Origin of the sequence: Pedobacter miscanthi (assembly GCF_032678605.1) — a bacterium.
GTDB lineage: Bacteria > Bacteroidota > Bacteroidia > Sphingobacteriales > Sphingobacteriaceae > Pedobacter > Pedobacter miscanthi_A.
In genome coordinates this window covers 545,198-562,798 of record NZ_JAVTSU010000001.1, presented here as the reverse complement: position 1 = coordinate 562,798, position 17,601 = coordinate 545,198, and the positions used below count along the sequence as shown (strand labels likewise).

Annotated in this window: 14 protein-coding genes; 7 read left to right on the top strand and 7 right to left on the bottom strand. The window is 38.0% G+C overall.

Annotated elements, in window-relative coordinates:
- Positions 1 to 72: 72 nt before the first annotated feature.
- Positions 73 to 2,898 carry a S8 family serine peptidase gene (locus tag R2R28_RS02090; RefSeq protein ID WP_316824048.1) on the bottom strand — a complete coding sequence of 942 codons (2,826 nt, stop codon included), beginning with the start codon at positions 2,896 to 2,898 and terminating at the stop codon, positions 73 to 75.
- A 122-nt stretch (positions 2,899 to 3,020) separates the two neighbouring features.
- Between R2R28_RS02090 and R2R28_RS02085 the strand changes: the two genes are divergently transcribed.
- On the top strand, positions 3,021 to 3,857 hold the full coding sequence (locus R2R28_RS02085; RefSeq protein WP_316824047.1) for a M57 family metalloprotease: 837 nt from the start codon (positions 3,021 to 3,023) through the stop codon (positions 3,855 to 3,857).
- Positions 3,858 to 4,244: 387 nt separating this feature from the next.
- Here R2R28_RS02085 and R2R28_RS02080 read toward each other — a convergent pair whose 3' ends face one another.
- On the bottom strand, positions 4,245 to 6,752 hold the full coding sequence (locus R2R28_RS02080; protein ID WP_316824046.1) for a S9 family peptidase: 2,508 nt from the start codon (positions 6,750 to 6,752) through the stop codon (positions 4,245 to 4,247).
- Between the two features lie 175 nt (positions 6,753 to 6,927).
- Between R2R28_RS02080 and R2R28_RS02075 the strand changes: the two genes are divergently transcribed.
- From R2R28_RS02075 to R2R28_RS02060, 4 genes are all read left to right on the top strand, one after another.
- A complete protein-coding gene (locus R2R28_RS02075) occupies positions 6,928 to 7,806 on the top strand; it encodes a polysaccharide deacetylase family protein (RefSeq protein ID WP_316824045.1) in 879 nt (292 codons plus the stop codon).
- A 52-nt stretch (positions 7,807 to 7,858) separates the two neighbouring features.
- Positions 7,859 to 9,220, top strand: coding sequence for a M1 family aminopeptidase (locus R2R28_RS02070; protein ID WP_316824044.1), 1,362 nt, complete (start codon positions 7,859 to 7,861; stop codon positions 9,218 to 9,220).
- A gap of 11 nt (positions 9,221 to 9,231) precedes the next feature.
- Complete coding sequence (locus R2R28_RS02065; protein WP_316824043.1) at positions 9,232 to 10,116, top strand: polysaccharide deacetylase family protein; 885 nt, start codon at positions 9,232 to 9,234, stop codon at positions 10,114 to 10,116.
- Between the two features lie 187 nt (positions 10,117 to 10,303).
- The gene (locus tag R2R28_RS02060) at positions 10,304 to 11,470 is read left to right on the top strand and encodes a DUF3298 and DUF4163 domain-containing protein (protein WP_316824042.1); all 1,167 of its coding nucleotides are present in this window, start codon (positions 10,304 to 10,306) and stop codon (positions 11,468 to 11,470) included.
- 56 nt (positions 11,471 to 11,526) lie between these two features.
- Here R2R28_RS02060 and R2R28_RS02055 read toward each other — a convergent pair whose 3' ends face one another.
- The 5 genes from R2R28_RS02055 to R2R28_RS02035 form a co-directional block, all read right to left on the bottom strand.
- Positions 11,527 to 11,979, bottom strand: a complete 453-nt coding sequence (locus R2R28_RS02055; protein WP_316824041.1) for a 3-oxoacyl-ACP synthase — start codon at positions 11,977 to 11,979, stop codon at positions 11,527 to 11,529.
- Positions 11,980 to 12,023: 44 nt separating this feature from the next.
- The gene (locus R2R28_RS02050; protein WP_316824040.1) at positions 12,024 to 12,368 is read right to left on the bottom strand and encodes a DUF1801 domain-containing protein; all 345 of its coding nucleotides are present in this window, start codon (positions 12,366 to 12,368) and stop codon (positions 12,024 to 12,026) included.
- A 161-nt stretch (positions 12,369 to 12,529) separates the two neighbouring features.
- Positions 12,530 to 13,105, bottom strand: coding sequence for a nitroreductase (locus R2R28_RS02045; protein WP_316824039.1), 576 nt, complete (start codon positions 13,103 to 13,105; stop codon positions 12,530 to 12,532).
- A 102-nt stretch (positions 13,106 to 13,207) separates the two neighbouring features.
- The gene (locus R2R28_RS02040; RefSeq protein ID WP_316824038.1) at positions 13,208 to 13,768 is read right to left on the bottom strand and encodes a hypothetical protein; all 561 of its coding nucleotides are present in this window, start codon (positions 13,766 to 13,768) and stop codon (positions 13,208 to 13,210) included.
- A gap of 256 nt (positions 13,769 to 14,024) precedes the next feature.
- A complete protein-coding gene (locus R2R28_RS02035) occupies positions 14,025 to 14,705 on the bottom strand; it encodes a hypothetical protein (protein WP_316824037.1) in 681 nt (226 codons plus the stop codon).
- Between the two features lie 373 nt (positions 14,706 to 15,078).
- Between R2R28_RS02035 and R2R28_RS02030 the strand changes: the two genes are divergently transcribed.
- Both R2R28_RS02030 and R2R28_RS02025 read left to right on the top strand, forming a co-directional pair.
- Positions 15,079 to 16,701, top strand: coding sequence for an ABC-F family ATP-binding cassette domain-containing protein (locus tag R2R28_RS02030; protein ID WP_316824036.1), 1,623 nt, complete (start codon positions 15,079 to 15,081; stop codon positions 16,699 to 16,701).
- A gap of 164 nt (positions 16,702 to 16,865) precedes the next feature.
- Complete coding sequence (locus R2R28_RS02025) at positions 16,866 to 17,561, top strand: DUF4397 domain-containing protein (protein WP_316824035.1); 696 nt, start codon at positions 16,866 to 16,868, stop codon at positions 17,559 to 17,561.
- Positions 17,562 to 17,601 lie beyond the last annotated feature (40 nt).

Below are 17,601 nucleotides of genomic sequence, written 5' to 3'. Positions count from 1 at the left end.
AGGAAAGCGCCGTCCTCTCGACCGTAGCGGATATATCTATCTCGAGATGACGACTTCAATAGAGACTAAGCTTTATTGCTTAATCAACTTAAATTTCTTCAACTGCTGCCCGTTTTTATTAATCACCCCCACGTAAACACCCGTTGATAATGCATTAAGGGCAAATTTATTCGAACTTGTGGCCTTTTCTTCGAAAACCTTCTGCCCCAGGATATTAAAAATCGATAGGCTATAATCTTCGAAAGATCCGCTGAGAATGGTTAAATAATCGGCTACGGGATTAGGAAAGAAAGAAAACTGGTCTGCCTTGAGGAATACTGCCGAAACCAGATCGCTTTGCACCTGCCCATTGGCCGTTTCGAAGGTTACACGATAAAACTGGGTACCTTCTTTTGGTTTATCGTCAAAAATGGTATAATCGAGTTGATTTGCGACTGGTTTAGTTTGCTGCAATACACTGAAGGTATTAACACCTGTTTGCTTTTCCCAGGTGATGTTCTTTAAATCCAAAGTACTTCCTATACTCAGATCCAGCCTTATGCGGTTATCATCTGTTACCGATGCAAACAAATTCCTTACATAACAGGAAATTCCCTGCTGAGTATAATCGATGGTATAACTTTTTAAGCCCGAGAAACCTGCCCCATTGGCCGAAACAGCAAAATATTTAGCTGCAACTTTGGCTATATCCAGCTTTATGATGGTATCTGTTAAAGTTAATACCGGAGACAGTACATTATCCACAATGTTATACAGTGTATAATCTTTAGCGCCAGGCTGAGGATTCCAGTTTAAAGCAATGCCATCTTTACAAGCATAGCCAACTTTTAACATCCTTGGGCTCGAAATCACAAAAGACTGGCTCAATATTGCATTGCCATCAAATTCCATTTTAATCATCGCTTTCGAAAACAGATCCGGTGTTATCCAATTGTAAAAGCCTTTATTAAGGTCTACATTTTGGGCGATTGATTTCCAGGTTGCTCCATCATCATAACTTACGGATAAATTTCCGGTTTTAGCGGTATAGGTATTCTCCCAGCGGATATAATTACTTTCATTGGCAAAAATATAGCCCGCTTTATCAGGACTGATAAAAGAAAAAGCATTTTTAAAAGTATAACGATAAGCCAGCGCAAAAGCCTGATTGTTTCCCAGTGTAATGCGATTACCCTTAATATGAATATTATAAATTCCTTCAACAGGATTATCCAAACTAACTTGTTGAACAGTATTAATTAGATCTGCCTTACGTACAGCTGGTTTAGCAAGCGAATCTAAATGAGGGTAATTACTTAAAACCCATGGGAGGACTATACTTCCTGAGGGATTTTCGAGACTTAAATCCAGTCCGTTAACCAAACTTTGTGCTGCATTAACAGTTGCTGGCGGATCATTCCAGGTAATGGTTAATTTAACCCCAGCTACATTTGCTGGAATAGATAAAGGCACCACCAAATCCTGATTTTTATTTACATGATATAAAGCTACCCGGTTTTCATCCAGTGTTTTTAAAGATTGGGCTACATTTAATTTACCATAACCATACAAAAAATCAACTTGTGGTATACCGAGGTCATCAGCCGAATTAATTAAAGTTGCCCGGATTAATGCCGCAGAAGCTGCCTTTTTATATTTCTGCTGATAAAACTGCTCCAATAAAGCAATCGAACCACTGGTAATGGCGGCAGAGCCTGATGTTCCGTCTTCACCCAGGGCTACAAGCTCAGGTTTTACACGTCCATCATAAGCCGGGCCCTTGCTGCTCAGGTTTTCGGAAATGTTTTCACGGTTGATCCCACCGATCACCAGTAAATTTTTGGCCTGTTTAAAATTACCTGTTAAATTGGCCCTGGCAGTCATCCCCTGATATAAACCTACAGAGGGTGTTGATGTTCCTTTATTTCCGGCAGAAAAAACATGGATCAGGGTGTCGGTTTCAAAAATCTGTTTATCATAAGCGGCGGCTTCCATACCGTAATCGTTATCAATATCAGTACCATACGAATGGTTTTGAACCCTGATCTGCAGTTTGTTCAGATCAACTACCGGATCGGGCATGAGGTTATCAAAACTAGAATACGCCAGTTTAGCCTTAGGGGCTGCACCCAAACCCCGGATAAAAGAGTTGCCATTTCCCAATGCCAGGGTGGCCATAATGGTAGCGTGGGAAGTAATTTTTTTACCAATCACTGCACCAGGCACTGTCTTTCCAAGTAAATCCAGATCAGCTGCATCGTACATGTCTTCTTTAAAAGAAAGGCTAATTCCTGAACCATCAACACCAGGGAAAAGGCTATGTGCATTCGAAATCTGGTTTAAGCCAAGATCAAGCCCGTTAATTACAATTTCCGCTTTGGCAACAGGTATAACATCGGCATATAAAACATCATCCTGCTCCAATAGCGTAATCAGATCGGCCGGTGAAATATAAACGCTGTAAATATGGTTAACCTGATCTAATGATTTTATATTTAAACCTTTAGCAGTATTGGCTAATGCATCTATATTTTTAAAGGCCAGTCTTACCAGTAAAGAATCCTTCCTTTTACCTGCCTTATTAAGCACTTTCATCAACCGGTCACTCACCTTCCAGAGTCCATTAGCCTGTTCTTGCGAAACCACATTCCCGGAGAGCATTGAAAGAGCTGATTGCTGTACGATAAAATAATCTCCTGAAAGCCTTTTTTTAGGGTTTAATAATTTGATTTCAGCCGCTGTTAACACATGGTTAAACCTGACCAAAATGGGGCGATCGCTATTTATTTTTGAAGAAACTGGCGCTTTGGCAATATATTTTTCAAAATATTTTTCTATTCCCCCAGGTTGTATCTGTGCGTTTAAACGAATTACAGACAGACAAAAACATAAAACTAAAAATACAGTATTGACTTTCAATTATTATTTTATTATAAAATTTTGTTTACATCGATTATCTTCCCTAAATTAGGATTTATAAGGTAATCCACCAATTTTATTAACTAACTTATTCAATTTAAAAAAAATCAAACCTAAACAAGATGAAAACATCCAAATTTTTATCAATTACAGCACTATGTCTTTTGTTCACTACTCTATACTCTTGTAAGAGTAATAATACAGAAAATGCGGTAGAAAACAAGACTGATATTTCAGCTGACAAATTATCACAGATCAAATCTTTAGGCTTCAGCACGGATAATATCCGCAAGGTAGGCGAAGGTTATTTAGTTGAAGGCGATATTCTTTTAACTGAAGATAATTTAACTGAAACTTCAACCGGTGCAAATTTAAACATTGCCGAAACCGAGCAGTACCGAACCACAAACGTAGTTAAATCTTTACCACGCGTTGTTACGATATCGGTTACTAATTTACCACAAGTATATAGCGATGCAGTAAACACCATGATTTCGAGATACAATTCTTTAGGCTTACGCCTTACTTTCCAAAGAGCTAGCGGAAGTGCAAAAGGAAACATCGACATTGTTGGCTTTAACGAAGGTCCGAGCGGCGGTTTTATTACTTTAGGCTCATCAGGCTTCCCTACTTCATCAGGCGCGCCTTTTAACCAGGTTAAAATGAACACCAATGCTGCAGCTTATGGTGCAAATCCTAATTTATTGTACCTGGCTTCTGTTCTTCAGCACGAAGTTGGTCACTGTATTGGTTTCCGCCATACTGATTACATGAACCGTGCATTTAGCTGTGGATCAAGTGGCGCAGGAAACGAAGGCGCATCAAATGTTGGCGCGGTAAGGATTCCCGGAACTCCCTCTTCTCCTGATGCTGCTTCCTTTATGTTAGCTTGCTCTAATGGTGGCAATCGCACCTTTAATGCAAACGACGTAATTGCAATGAATTACCTATACAAATAAGATCAAAACACCCAAGGATTACCTTATAAACCTAAGATCAGGCCTCCCGATGTAAAAATCGGGAGGTTTTTTTATGCGGTTATATTTTTAGCCACAGATGTACGGATTAACGAGGAGTTGTTTTTTAATCCATGTCGTCACTCTGTGTTACAGATCCACTGGCATATCGCAATTGATCCGTGAGGATACGAACCACTGCACAAGAATGGCTTTTTCCGTGCTAATCTGAGTCTCCGTGGCTGATTAAGTTTTTTTTGCCACGGATGTACGGATTAACACGGAATTAATTTTTGCACAAATAAAAAAAACGGCCTATGTCTCCACAGGCCATTATTAAACTTCTTGAAATGGTCCGTGGAGACACGGACCGTGGAACTTTATTAATTATTACTTCCCATTCTGCTCAATATCCCTGTCCATTTCAACCAGATCCACATCACTTGGTTCAGAAAAATCGCCTATTAAGTACTTATTAAAATGATCGGCCAGTTTCCAGAAAGCATATTCCGTCATATCACCAAAACCATGGCGCTGACCAGGAATAATTAAAAAGTCGAAACGTTTGCCTGCTTTCATTAATGCATTAGCCACGCGGATTGAATTTGCCGGATGCACATTATTATCTACATCACCATGCATCAATAATAAATGACCTTTAAGGTTTTTTGCCAGATCAGGATTTTTATCAATGCTGTATTTAAAAGAAGTATCTCCTTTTAACGAAATCGTTTCTTTTACACCATGGTGTTTCTCGCTCCACCAACGGTTGTAAATGCTGTTATCATGGTTTCCTGCATTTGAAACCGCAGCCTTAAAGAAATCTGGATAAACCAACATGGCAGCTGTAGACATAAAGCCACCACCAGAGTGACCCGTAATACCCACTTTAGATTCATCGATATAAGCATATTTTGCCGCCAATTGCTCAATGGCTGTTTTTTTGTCTGCCAAACCATAATCACGCAGATTACCATAACCATATGTATGGTACCATTTAGAACGTGAAGGATTTCCACCTCGGTTACCTACTGTAATTACGATATAGCCAAACTGTGCTAAACGCTCGGTACGGTCCATGCTTTTGCTGAAAGCTTTATTTACCGCCTCTGTTTGTGGTCCCGGGTACACGTACTCAATAATCGGGTATTTTTTATTCGGGTCAAAATCAAATGGCTTATACATTACGCCATATAAATCGGTAATGCCATCATCTGCTTTTACTTTAAATGGTTCAGGGAATTTATATCCTGCGGTCATTAATAAAGAAAGATCGGTGGTTTCGAGCTCCATTACTTTTTTACCACTTCCATCATATAAAGTAGCCTTTGGCGTGGTGTTCACCCTCGAGTAGTTATCCACAAAAAAAGTATTGTTATCGTTCATGTTTGCCAGGTGGTCAAAATCTCCAGCGTTCAATAACTTCATATTAGAACCATCGAAATTGATGCTGTACAGATGCAGGTAATAAGGATCTTCCTTACCTTCACGTCCGTTGGCGGTAAAATAAAGCACTCTTTTTTTCTCATCAATATTCACTATGCTTTCGCAGTGAAAAGCGCCTTTTGTAATCTGGTTTTTCAGCTTACCATTTCCATCAAAAAGATAAAAATGTGCCCAGCCATCACGTTCGCTCCAATGGATCAGTTCGTTACCATCATTTACCAAACCAGGGCGGTTTACTTCAACATAAGTATTAAAACGTTCGTCGATTATTGGCGTAACTTTACCTGTGGCAATATCAATTGTGCCAATATCGATGCGTTTTAAATCGCGGCTGGTACGCGAAAAGTAAAAACGGCTATCGTTTCCTAACCAGATTGAGGGACGAAATTCGTTATCACGGTCTTTATTTAAAGAAGGTTTACTCCAAACCGAAATGCTTTGATCTTTAAAGGCTGCAACATTCAGTTTTTTAGAAGATTTTGCAGCAAAATCAAACAATAAAACTTCGTCCTGAGGAGCTTCAGCCTCTCCCGGCATCTGGTATTTATAAGTTTCTAAAGTCGGCCGGCCCGGTGTAACACTATTGATTACCCAAAGATCTTTAACCTTACGGGAATCGGTTCTATCCAACACAAAATATTTCGAATTTGGCGACCAAAGCACATAAGCACCACGGCGTTTTTTATTGTTTTTCTCATTTTCTACATTGTTTTCGCCATCGCCATCACTTCCGTACGAATAGAATTTGACACCATCTTTTGTTAACTGATGCTCAACAATGGTACTGTCTTCTTCATTTTTAATCGCTTTTTTATAATTCTCTTTATCCATCCAGTAAAGATTATAGTTGCGGGCAAAGATAATAGCCGATGAATCGGGCGCAACCGATCCCCAGCCTGGTTTTGGTTTCGGTTTACTGAAATTAGGCACTTCAGTTAATTTTGCGCTGGCCAGCTCGTATTTAAAAGAATAGATTTTTTTCTGCATCGAATCTGCAGCTTTTTTATCCTTACGGTCTTTTTTCAGCTCATCTACACTGCTTTTAATTTCGAAAGAAATGCTTTTTTCATCTGCAGCAAACTTTAGGTTTTCGAGTGGTAAATGTTCTGCATCAAAAGGATCGCGCACAATCAGGGTGATATCTGCCGCTAATTTCGAGTTATCAAACATCAGCTTTTTACTTTTTGAAGCCGGATCTACCAGGTACCAGAATTTACCTCTGGGACTTTCGAAAGTGTACCAGAAACGGTTACTCAATTTTAACCAATGTGGATCAACAGCAGTAGAATATACCATTTTCTTCAATTTATTTGGAGAAAAACGCGATGCAAGCTGGTAATTGGCTTTAGGCTGTGGCTGAATATTTTCGGTTATGGTAAATGTTTTGGTTTGTGCGGCTACAGTTAAAGATAAAAACTGCGCCCCAAGCAGGAGGTTATAAAGTTTATTCATCAAAATTTGTTTGAACCGCTAAATTATTTAATAATAGCCTATTAAATAAGCTTTAATATGTAATAAAAGCGATAGTTAACGCGATTTTTTCGATGCAAAATAATTATTAACACAATTTATTTTAATACCTAAATAATTCGCGGATTTTATAGTTTTGTAGCTATACATCCCAATAATGAAATATAGCTTTTTAACCATCCTAACAGCTGGGGTAATTTTATTTGCCAGCTGCCAGTCCAAATCCCAAACAGAAAAGTCTGTTGATAAAGATTCTGCCACGCAAACCGCTAAACCCAAAGCAAGTACCGGTACTGCGGTTGATGTTTCAAAAATAAAAGTAGCCGATGCCAAAACCATCCTGGCCAGAAAACAAGTTCCTATTTTATGTTATCACCAGGTAAGAAACTGGAAACCAACCGATGGAAAGGTAGGTAAAGATTATATCGTAGAAATTCAGAACTTTAAGGATCAGATGAAAATGCTGGCCGATAGCGGTTATCACACCATTTTACCAGATCAGCTTTATGCTTACCTCAATACCGGTGCCGCCCTGCCAAGCAAACCCATTATGTTAACTTTTGATGATACCGACATGGACCAGTTTACCATTGTTCGCCCAACTTTAGAGAAACTGGGTTATAAAGCCGTTTATTTTATCATGACGGTTTCGATCGGTAGAAAAGGAAAGTTTGTAGATTATATGACTAAGGAGCAGATAAAACAACTTTCTGATGAAGGAAATATCATCGGCAGCCATACGTACGACCATAAAAACTTTAAAAAATATGCCGGTAAAGATTGGGAGGAGCAATTGGATAAACCAACCAAAAAACTGGAAGAAATTACGGGCAAAACCATGACTGAATTTGCTTATCCTTTCGGTTTATGGAATGCAGAAGGAATCCCTGAATTAAAAAAACGTGGTTTCAGAATGGCTTATCAATTATCAACCAAACGTGATGAAAAAGACCCATTATTTACCATCCGCAGGATTATTGCCAGCGGTTACTGGTCGCCAAAAACACTAAGCAACAGCATTAAAAATAGTTTTTAAGCATAAAATCCCGGCAAAAACCGGGATTTCTTTTTTATATCTCCTCATAAACATGAAAAAATTAGCGTTACTATCCTTATTAGTTCTCCAAATCATTAAAACCTATGCGCAAACACCTCACTTAAGTGGTAAAGTTGAAGTGGTAATGGCCACCGGGCAGATTACCTGCGATTTTGTGCTGAGCAACATTCCAAACCTGGGAAAAGACTATCAAATATTATTAAATAAAGGTTTTAATATTAAAGCCATAAAAGATTCTGTTAACCAAACACTAAAATATTCTGGCTTTTATGGTGGTGCCATGCGTGGCGAAGGTTTAACCTATGCCCCATTGTACAAAGACAGCACCATGGTAAATCCCGGTAAACTGCACATCACTTATACCGGTGCGTTCCCCATTTATACCGATACCTTAAACTTTATTGATTTTAAAGGATTAATTGCATTTAACGGAAAAACAATGCGGGCTACCGATCAATCGAAATGGTATCCGATTATTTACGATATTAAAAACGACAGGCAAATTGAACAAATGACCTTCGATATCCAAGTAACCAGTAAAGATGCCAAAATGATTTTTGTAAACGGCGATCAACCTAAACCAGGACCTGTTGCCAGGTTTAAATCCGATTTACCTATAGCACCAATGATTTTTGCGGGAGATTACGGCGTGCAAAAAACCAAAGGGGCAATTTTTATAAACAGCCAGATGAATGAAAAGCAACTGGAGTTTTTTGAAAATAATATTGCAGAAATGAAAGCATATTATTTTAAAGTATTAAAAATCCCTTATGACACGAAAAATGTATTTATAGAGCATTCGCCAGTAGAAAAATTTAATAAAGGCAGAAGCTGGGGTTTTGTGGCTTTCCCTACCATTGCTTTTGCAGGTATTAAATTGGGCGATATGATCGATGTAGAACACCATAAACTTAAAGATTCTACCGATTACCCTTTTATTGCACACGAAATTGGCCATTATTATTTCGGAAATGTACTGCAACCTAACTCCACCTTATTCTGGTTTTTTTTAGAATCCACCGCCGAGTATTTATCAGTTAAAGCTGCTGAAGAAAAATTCGGAAAGGTTTTCGGCACCAAATATTTTGAAGACAGGGGAAAACAATTGAAGAACTTTAAAGCTAAACCTTTAAATACGATTAAAGAGATTAACGAAATAACAAACACATACCGCTATTCTTATGGTCCGTTTTTACTGCGCGGCCTTGAGCAAATGATTGGCGAAAAACGCATGTTTAAATTCTTAACTACCTGCTTAACCACCAAAAACGAACTAACAGATTATGCTTTCTTTAAAAGAAATGCCTTAAAATCGGGTATTACAGAAAAAGAGTGGGATGCGTATGAAAAAGACTTTATCCTTTCTGAAAACGCTGTATCTTTGATCAAATAATTTCCAACACATTGAATCAACATTTAAAAACGGCTGCCCATACCCTATTATCGGCCCTACTTTTTGGGTCATTTTCATTCGCTTGTTCGGGCAATAAGCAAAAAGAAAAAACCACGACAACCGGGACTACTGAAGTAGCTAAAACAGATTCTACAAACACCAAACCTGCCGATAATAAAACCATTATGGCCCGTAGGGAGGTACCTGTACTGTGCTATCACCAGATCAGGAATAACATTGCCAGCGATAGTAAAAGGGCACATGATGATATTATTGCCCCTGATAAATTTAAAGAACACATGAAAATGCTGGCTGATAGCGGTTACCATACCATTTTACCCGATCAGCTGTATAATTACCTTGTTTATGGCGCCAAACTGCCCGAAAAACCCATCATGATTACTTTCGATGATACGGATGAAGATCAATTTACGATTGGCAATGCCACCTTAAAAAAATATGGCTTTAAAGGTGTTTATTTTATCATGACGGTATCTATCGGTAGAAAAGGCCGTATCAATTACATGACTAAAGAACAGATTAAACAGTTATCTGATGAAGGTAATGCTATTGCCAGCCATACCTACGACCATAAAAACTTTGCCCAGTTTACAGATGCCGACTGGACAACCCAGATAGATGAGCCTACTAAAAAACTGGAACAAATTACCGGAAAAAAAGTACAGTATTTTGCCTTCCCTTATGGGGTTTTTAAATCTGCTAGCCTCCACAAATTAAAAGAACATGGATTTAAAGCCGCTTTTATCCTATCAACCGCAAGAGATGAAAACTACCCGCTTTATACTATCAGAAGGATAATTGACCCGGGGAGATACACCGCAAAAAATCTATATTTCAGCATTAACAAGAGCTTTAATAAAACAAAAACTAAATAGAGGGGTTAATTAAGGAAGTTGAAAGGTTTTAATGTTGAAAGGTTATGAGAGAAGCGTTCGAAAGTTGAAAGATTAGTACAATCGGCTAACAGAACATTTCATCCTTATAACACTAAAAAAGATTTAAATCCTGAGATAAAGCAACATTTCAGCTTTACAACCTTTCAACATTACAATTTAAAGCCCTATGAAATATTCTTTTCTTTTATGTCTTTTCGGATTAACAATACTATCAGCTTGTAATAACCCCAAAAACGGGAACAAAACCACCGGAACTCCTGATAGCACCACCAATGCAAAAACCGAACTTACAGAGAATTTTTATAAGAGATTAGAAGGTACTATTGCAGGCAAAAAGGTGGTAATGCACCTGCAAAAGGTTAATGATGATGTAAGCGGGACCTATTATTACGACGGCTCCTGGCTTAACTTATCAACCGATACGTTAATTGGTAAAGACAGCATCGTACTAACCGAATATAGTTATTACGAATCTTACTTCACCCAGGATTTTAAATCGCCTCATTTAGCTTTAAAATGGAATGGAAATGGCTTTAGCGGCACATGGGAAAGCGGAGATAAGGCAAAAAAGTTTCCTATTGCCCTCATGGAAAAATATCCGGAAGGGAGTTATCAGTTTAATACAGGCTTTTACGAAGATTCGGTTAAGGCTTTTGCCAGTCAGCCCAAATCACCTGCAGCCCAAATCAGCTTTGAATACCTCGAAAGTAAAAATACCGATGAATATGGCATCTGGTTAAATACAGAACTTAAAAAAATTTCAGGTGTAAAACCGCAGGTCGACCGGTTAGTTGGTTTTAAAAATATTGCTACTGCCTATTTTAAGGATTATAAGTTGCAGGTAACCGAGCAATCAAAAAATGGTCGGGATGAGGATTTTCAGGCCTGGATGAATTATACCAACAACAGCCAGCAATCCGTTAGTTATAATGATAAAGGTTATGTAGTAATCGATTTCCTGGCCGATGCCTATACCGGAGGTGCGCATGGCAATTACAGCAGTTTAATGTTTTGCTTAGATGTAAAGAATAAAAAACAATTGGTATTGAGCGATATCGTTAAAACAGACTCAAGTACCTTACAAGGCATTTTAGAACGTAACCTCCGTAAAGCATATAACATTAAAGCTACAGATGCGCTAAGCACCGTATTATTTGATGATGTTATAAAACCGAATAATAACTTTTATTTGAATGCGAACGGGATTGCTTTTATGTACAACCCTTACGAGGTAGCCAGTTATGCACAGGGTCAAATCGTGGTATTTATCCCCTATTCAGATCTAAAAACCTATTTAGTGCCGGCTTTTGCGCAGCGAATGGGTATAAAATAGTTGTGAGTTATGGTTAATTGTTGAAATTGGCTAACTGGAAACGGCCAACTAAAAACTTACAATATCTCTTTCACTAAATAATCCTTGCCGTTAAACTTAAAACTTTCTCCTGTGGCTTTCCCAATCAGAAATTTACCAATCGGCGAAGCCTGCGATACCGCAAAGAATTTCTGCCCATCGATATTTAGTTCGCCGGCACTAATGCTGATGTAGAAATTACCTTCGGACGTTAATGCCAAACTACCGTTTTTAATCACTTTACCTGCTTCAACATTTTCTATCTGTTGTAAAGCAATTTTCTGCTGCCCCGCTTCATAAAGCAATTTATTGTTGCGGTCCATTTCCTGTTGCATCATTTCGCGGGTGGTTTCGTATTTATCGCCCGCACTGCTTTTCGTATCATCGTTAGAGGCCTGCCTGGCCTGTTGTAATGAATATTCGATATTTTCTATCCTGTTTTGGATAAATGTTAAGCAAAGCTGATAGAGTTTAGATTTTAATGCAGACATACTGATGATGGATAATGGAAGATGTTGATGAAAGGAAACCGAAGCTATTTGCGAAGATCAAAGGCTTGTTTTAAAATCAGTTTGATTTTATCTTCATGAATATCTTTTAAATGGTTGATTAATAAAATTTTCATTCTGGCTCTTTTCTCCTGCAACAAATCTTTGTGTTCAATTTTATTTCCATCAACCAAACCAATGTAAGGCTGATGAAGTTTTTTATGCGTCCAAAGATAGCAGAACATTTTTCCTTTATGGTAATAAAAAGGCATTCCGTATTTCCAATGCTCTGTAACATCAGGATATCCCGTTAAAAGCAACCTCAAATATTGTAAGCAGCTTTTAAGCGGTTCATCTTTTTGCTCGAAATAGTGATCAAGAGGATTTAGCATAGATTGGTTCAAAGTTCAGTTTGGAGTTGGGCGTTCGGAGCTTGGAGTCGATTAACCTAAATAGTTGGGTGTTTGGAGCTTGGAGTCGATTAACCGATTTAACGGTTAACCGCTTAAATCAATGAACTAATGACCGATGAACTCATGAACCACCCTAAAAACTACCCTTCTATCCACCTCACCTTTTCTTCCATTGAAGTTCGGTTTGGTTCCCATGATTTTTCGTTATGATAACCCATATAAAACAAACCTATACATTTTTCATTTTCACCAAGGCTTAAAAAATCGCCCAAGTCATCAATTAACGGTGGCGAACTCCAGTAAGCCCCAACCTGTAAACTTTCGGCAGTTAAGGCCATATTTTGTACCGCACACGATACTGCCGCCAATTCTTCCCATTCGGGTATTTTACCACTTACCTGCATATTAATGGCAATAATGCAATCAGCCTGACTTGTTTTCTCCGCAAAACTGTCGTACTTTTTCTGCAAAAACTGTTGCGGACTAACCAATGCTTTATATAACCGGCCTAGTTCCTCGCCCAATTTTGCCAATCCAGCTTTCCTGATTACCACAAACCGCCACGGTTGGGTTAATTTATGTGTTGGTGCATAATTGGCTGTTTCTAAAATCTGGTTGATTACCTCTACAGGGATTTCTTTTTTAATATAGCTTGCAGGGAATATACTGCGTCGTTCTTTTATAACTTTTGAGATGATTTCGTATGTTGTACTCATTTGGTAAATATAAGGTAAAAGGTGGAAGGCAAAAGGTTTAAGGCTAGATTTGACGTTTAGTTAACTGAAAACCTTGAACAGCTAACTGCAAATTAAAAATGGTTAAATGCGAACTGAAAACTGTTTCCTGATCTGTTTAACCTTCGCAAAAAAGGCGATACTTTCCTGATCAACCAGAAAATCCATCGTTTGTAAAAGCTCTTCCCTTATCCATGGATGTTTGGTATTTAAATTTGCCAGAATGTTGAGGCAGTACGATTTTGTGGCAACAGGGATCTTATCATCAATAAGCCAGGCAAAAACTACTTCTACCAAATGATCGGTTTCATAACCAGCAATAATAGCTTTAATTGCAGCGGAAGCATTTTTCTTCGTCATAAAGGCCAGAATTTTAACATAATGTCTTAATGCTGATAAATTGCTTTGTTGAGGAAGTTTTTCTAAAAAATAAGATGTATAAGGTAAAAACCGGACCTGGTGCGCGGAATATACGTTTTCCAAAATCCAGGCTGCCCTAAATCCAATCTGTTCATCATGATTAAAACTCAAATCGATCAGGTCTTTTACCGAAAAGCTTTTTTCTGAAGCAACAGCAGCCAGTTTTTCTACTTTACTTTTCTGAAGTGTGGTTTTAATGGTTTCGAGCAAGAGATCGTTTTGCATAAGGCTAAAATAAAATTTTTACCAGATAAAAACTTGTAGGTTATAAAATATAACGCGCAAAATTAGTTATAGGGTTTAGTTTTTTTTGGAAATCGGGGTTCAGTTTTTCATCGGATCTTTAGCCCCGCTTTCGTTTTATCCTGATGAAGAATCAGGATGTTCACTCCAATCTGGTTTAGTTTACAATGCTGGTATACCATCGGTATATATTACCCCGCAGGTTTTAAAAACCTGCGGGGTAATATTAAAAACAGGATTAATGTTCCGGAACAAAAGATTTATTTCCAAAAATATCTGTTTTGAAAATTCCAGCCTTTTTACCATTCGCATCTTCAATAACCGTATTACCAAAAACATCTTTTTTATATTTTGCCAATAGATTTCCATGGTCATCCTCAACAATGGTATTACCTAAAAAATCTTTTTTCTGCTTGCCAATCACCTTTCCATGACCGTCTTCTATCACAATGTTGCCCGAAAAATCGGTTTTATAAACGTACAGGGTTTGCCCGCGGTCGTTTTCAAATACAGTATTACCTAAAACATCTGTTTTTTGCTTAATGGCAACTTCTTTTCCCCCACCTCCCGGAACGAGGCCTCCTAACGCTTTTGGGATAAGATTTTCTCCCCTTTCGCTTTCTAACACCATATTACCGGAAAAGTCTTTCTTTTGTGTACCTACCATTTTGCCGGCTTCATTTTCCAATATGGTATTACCAAAAAAATCCTGTTTTTGTGTTGCTAAAGTTTTGCCATCTTTATCAACTATAATGGTTTTGCCAAAAAAGTCTTTCTTTTGCTTACCAATGGTGTTATCTTTCGAATCGACCAGTATGGTATCACCAAAAAAATCTACTTTATACTTGTACTGGCTTTCCTGACAGTAAGCCATAACGGAAGTGGTAGACATGATAATGCCTAGTGTTAATTTTTTCATATTGATTTCATTTTGTGTGTAATACTAAAATACAAAATTTTATCAAGATAAGGACTGACCAACTCATATTAATGTTGTTAATTTAAGGTTTTAAACTATTGGTCAAAAGCTTCCCAACTTTGTAAAATAAACCCGGTAGTAGCGAACACGGAGTGCAACGGAGTAAAGCGAATAACGGGGCTGCTTACCCCTTCAAAGAACAGCACTCTCCATTTCCAAATCCTTCAAACCTTTCAACCTTAAACATTCAAACACCTTCCAACTTTTTAACTTTCCAACCTCCAAACCATTTAATAATAAAACAATCAAACCATTAAACACCTTCCTACCCTCAACCTTTTTCCTTATCTTTGCGCCTTATTTCAATTACAGCATGATTTCAGTTTCTAATTTATCATTACGATACGGCAAACGCACATTATTTGAAGATGTTAACCTAAAATTTACCCAGGGCAACTGCTATGGCGTAATTGGGGCTAACGGTGCAGGTAAATCTACCTTTCTTAAAATTTTATCGGGAGAGGTCAACCAAACTTCTGGTAGCGTAGCTTTTACTCCAGGTGAAAGAATGGCCGTTTTAAAACAAAACCACTACGAATTTGATGAGTTTTCGGTATTAGAAACCGTAATGATTGGCCATAAAGAACTTTATGCCATCATGAAAGAGAAAGATGCCATTTATATGAAAGAAGATTTCTCAGAAAAAGATGGCGAACGTGCCGGAGAACTGGAGAATCTTTTTGCTGAGATGGACGGCTGGAACATGGAAAGCAATGCAGCAACCATGTTGAGCAATTTGGGCATTACAGAAGATAATCACCATAAATTATTAAAAGAACTGGATAATACACAAAAAGTACGTGTGTTATTGGCACAGGCACTATTTGGCAACCCCGATATTTTGTTACTGGATGAGCCTACCAATGATTTGGATATTGAAACCATTGCCTGGTTAGAAAACTTTTTGGCCGACTATCAGAACATTGTTTTAGTGGTATCCCACGACAGGCACTTTTTAGATGCAGTTTGTACGCACATTGTAGATATCGACTTTGCAAAAATGAGCACCTACACTGGTAACTACACTTTCTGGTACGAATCTAGTCAGCTGGCTTTAAAACAACGCAGCGACCAGAACAAGAAAATGGAAGATAAGGTGAAGGAACTGCAGGAATTTATCCGCCGTTTTAGCGCGAATGCCTCGAAATCAAAACAGGCAACCTCACGTAAGAAAGCTTTAGATAAAATCGATATTACCGAAATCAAAGCATCAAGCAGAAAATATCCTGCAATTATCTTTAATAATATAGGTCGTGAGGCTGGTGACCAGATTTTACAGGTGGATGCTTTAGGTAAAACCGGAAACGATGGCGTTTTATTCGACAAAGTTACCTTCATGGTAAACAAAGGAGATAAAATTGCAGTAATATCGCAAAACAGCTTGGCTACTGCAGCATTTTACGATGTATTAACTGGCAGAGATACCGATCATAAAGGTGAGTTTAAATGGGGTGTTACCATTAGCACTGCAGATATCCCGAATGATAATTCTGAATACTTTGCCGGTAAAGATGAAAACCTGGTTGATTGGTTACGTGAATATTCGGGAACTGATGCCGATGAGCAATTTGTACGCAGTTTCTTAGGCCGTATGTTATTCTCAGGCGAGGAAGTGCTTAAAAATGTAAAAGTGCTTTCAGGAGGTGAAAAAATGCGTTGCATGTTTTCCAGGATGATGTTACAACAAGCCAACTTGTTAATGTTTGATGAACCAACCAATCACCTGGACCTTGAATCTATCGAGGCACTCAACAACGGTATGAAAGATTTTAAAGGTGCAATATTATTTACCTCGCGAGATCACCAGTTAACAGAAACGGTTGCCAACCGCATCATCGAAATTACACCAAAAGGCACAATCGATAAATTGATGACTTACGATGAATACATTAACAGCAGCGATGTTGCCAAACTCCGCGAAGAAATGTACGCATAATAATAAATTAAGCCATTTTAAAAGCCACATGCAAAAACATGTGGCTTTTTCTTTAAAAAACTGATACCTGCTGTAGCGTTTTCAGTTCCTTAATCGTTTTACAAGAAAAAAGCGTTAATGGCCATTAACCAATTTTATTCATAAAAATTGATTTAAACATTAAAATGAAAACGAATTTGAAAAATTTTAGCACTACGGCAAAAATTATACTCTCTCTTCTTGCAATAACCTTAACCATAACCGCCTGTAAAAAAGATTTTAACAACGATCCTATAGAAGCAGCAGGTATTGGTTTTGTACATGCATCGCCCGGTACAGGTACCCTTGATTTTATCATGGATAACCAAAAAATCAACTTTTTTACTTACACCAAAGATTTAGGTTATTATGCAGCCTACCCTGGAACAAGACTGATTGGAGTAGCGAAAAAAGACTCTTTAAAATATGTAACTACGGCTACTGCAGGTTTAAAACCAGGTTTTTTCTATTCAGTATTTGTGGTTGATACCTTAAAATCGACCAAACTTTTGATTCTTGAAGACGATTTAAAAGCGCCGGAAACAGATAAGGCAAAGGTTCGTTTTGTAAACCTAAGTCCTGGCACAGCAACTTACGATTTAGCTGTTGCCGGAACTGATGCGCCTCTATTTACAGCAAAAGCTTTTAAAGAATTCACCTCATTTACCAACATCGCCCCTAACGATAGCTATACTTTCCAATTAAAACAAAGCGGAACCGTTAAAGTAAGCTTGCCGGCCATTAAAATTGAAAAAGGGAAAATTTATACCATTTGGGCTAAAGGTTTAACCAGTAAAACCGATACTACCGGGTTAGGTTTATCTGTTATGACAAATAAATAAGAATCGCAATACCAGTGAGAAATGAAAATTGACACCACTC

Bases quoted from the DNA above. Each gene is read 5' to 3' on its own strand.
- R2R28_RS02085 (WP_316824047.1), top strand. From the start codon at position 3,021: ATGAAAACATCCAAATTTTTATCAATTACAGCACTATGTCTTTTGTTC.
- R2R28_RS02080 (WP_316824046.1), bottom strand. From the start codon at position 6,752: ATGAATAAACTTTATAACCTCCTGCTTGGGGCGCAGTTTTTATCTTTA.
- R2R28_RS02075 (WP_316824045.1), top strand. From the start codon at position 6,928: ATGAAATATAGCTTTTTAACCATCCTAACAGCTGGGGTAATTTTATTT.
- R2R28_RS02070 (WP_316824044.1), top strand. From the start codon at position 7,859: ATGAAAAAATTAGCGTTACTATCCTTATTAGTTCTCCAAATCATTAAA.
- R2R28_RS02060 (WP_316824042.1), top strand. From the start codon at position 10,304: ATGAAATATTCTTTTCTTTTATGTCTTTTCGGATTAACAATACTATCA.
- R2R28_RS02055 (WP_316824041.1), bottom strand. From the start codon at position 11,979: ATGTCTGCATTAAAATCTAAACTCTATCAGCTTTGCTTAACATTTATC.
- R2R28_RS02050 (WP_316824040.1), bottom strand. From the start codon at position 12,368: ATGCTAAATCCTCTTGATCACTATTTCGAGCAAAAAGATGAACCGCTT.
- R2R28_RS02045 (WP_316824039.1), bottom strand. From the start codon at position 13,105: ATGAGTACAACATACGAAATCATCTCAAAAGTTATAAAAGAACGACGC.
- R2R28_RS02040 (WP_316824038.1), bottom strand. From the start codon at position 13,768: ATGCAAAACGATCTCTTGCTCGAAACCATTAAAACCACACTTCAGAAA.
- R2R28_RS02035 (WP_316824037.1), bottom strand. From the start codon at position 14,705: ATGAAAAAATTAACACTAGGCATTATCATGTCTACCACTTCCGTTATG.
- R2R28_RS02030 (WP_316824036.1), top strand. From the start codon at position 15,079: ATGATTTCAGTTTCTAATTTATCATTACGATACGGCAAACGCACATTA.
- R2R28_RS02025 (WP_316824035.1), top strand. From the start codon at position 16,866: ATGAAAACGAATTTGAAAAATTTTAGCACTACGGCAAAAATTATACTC.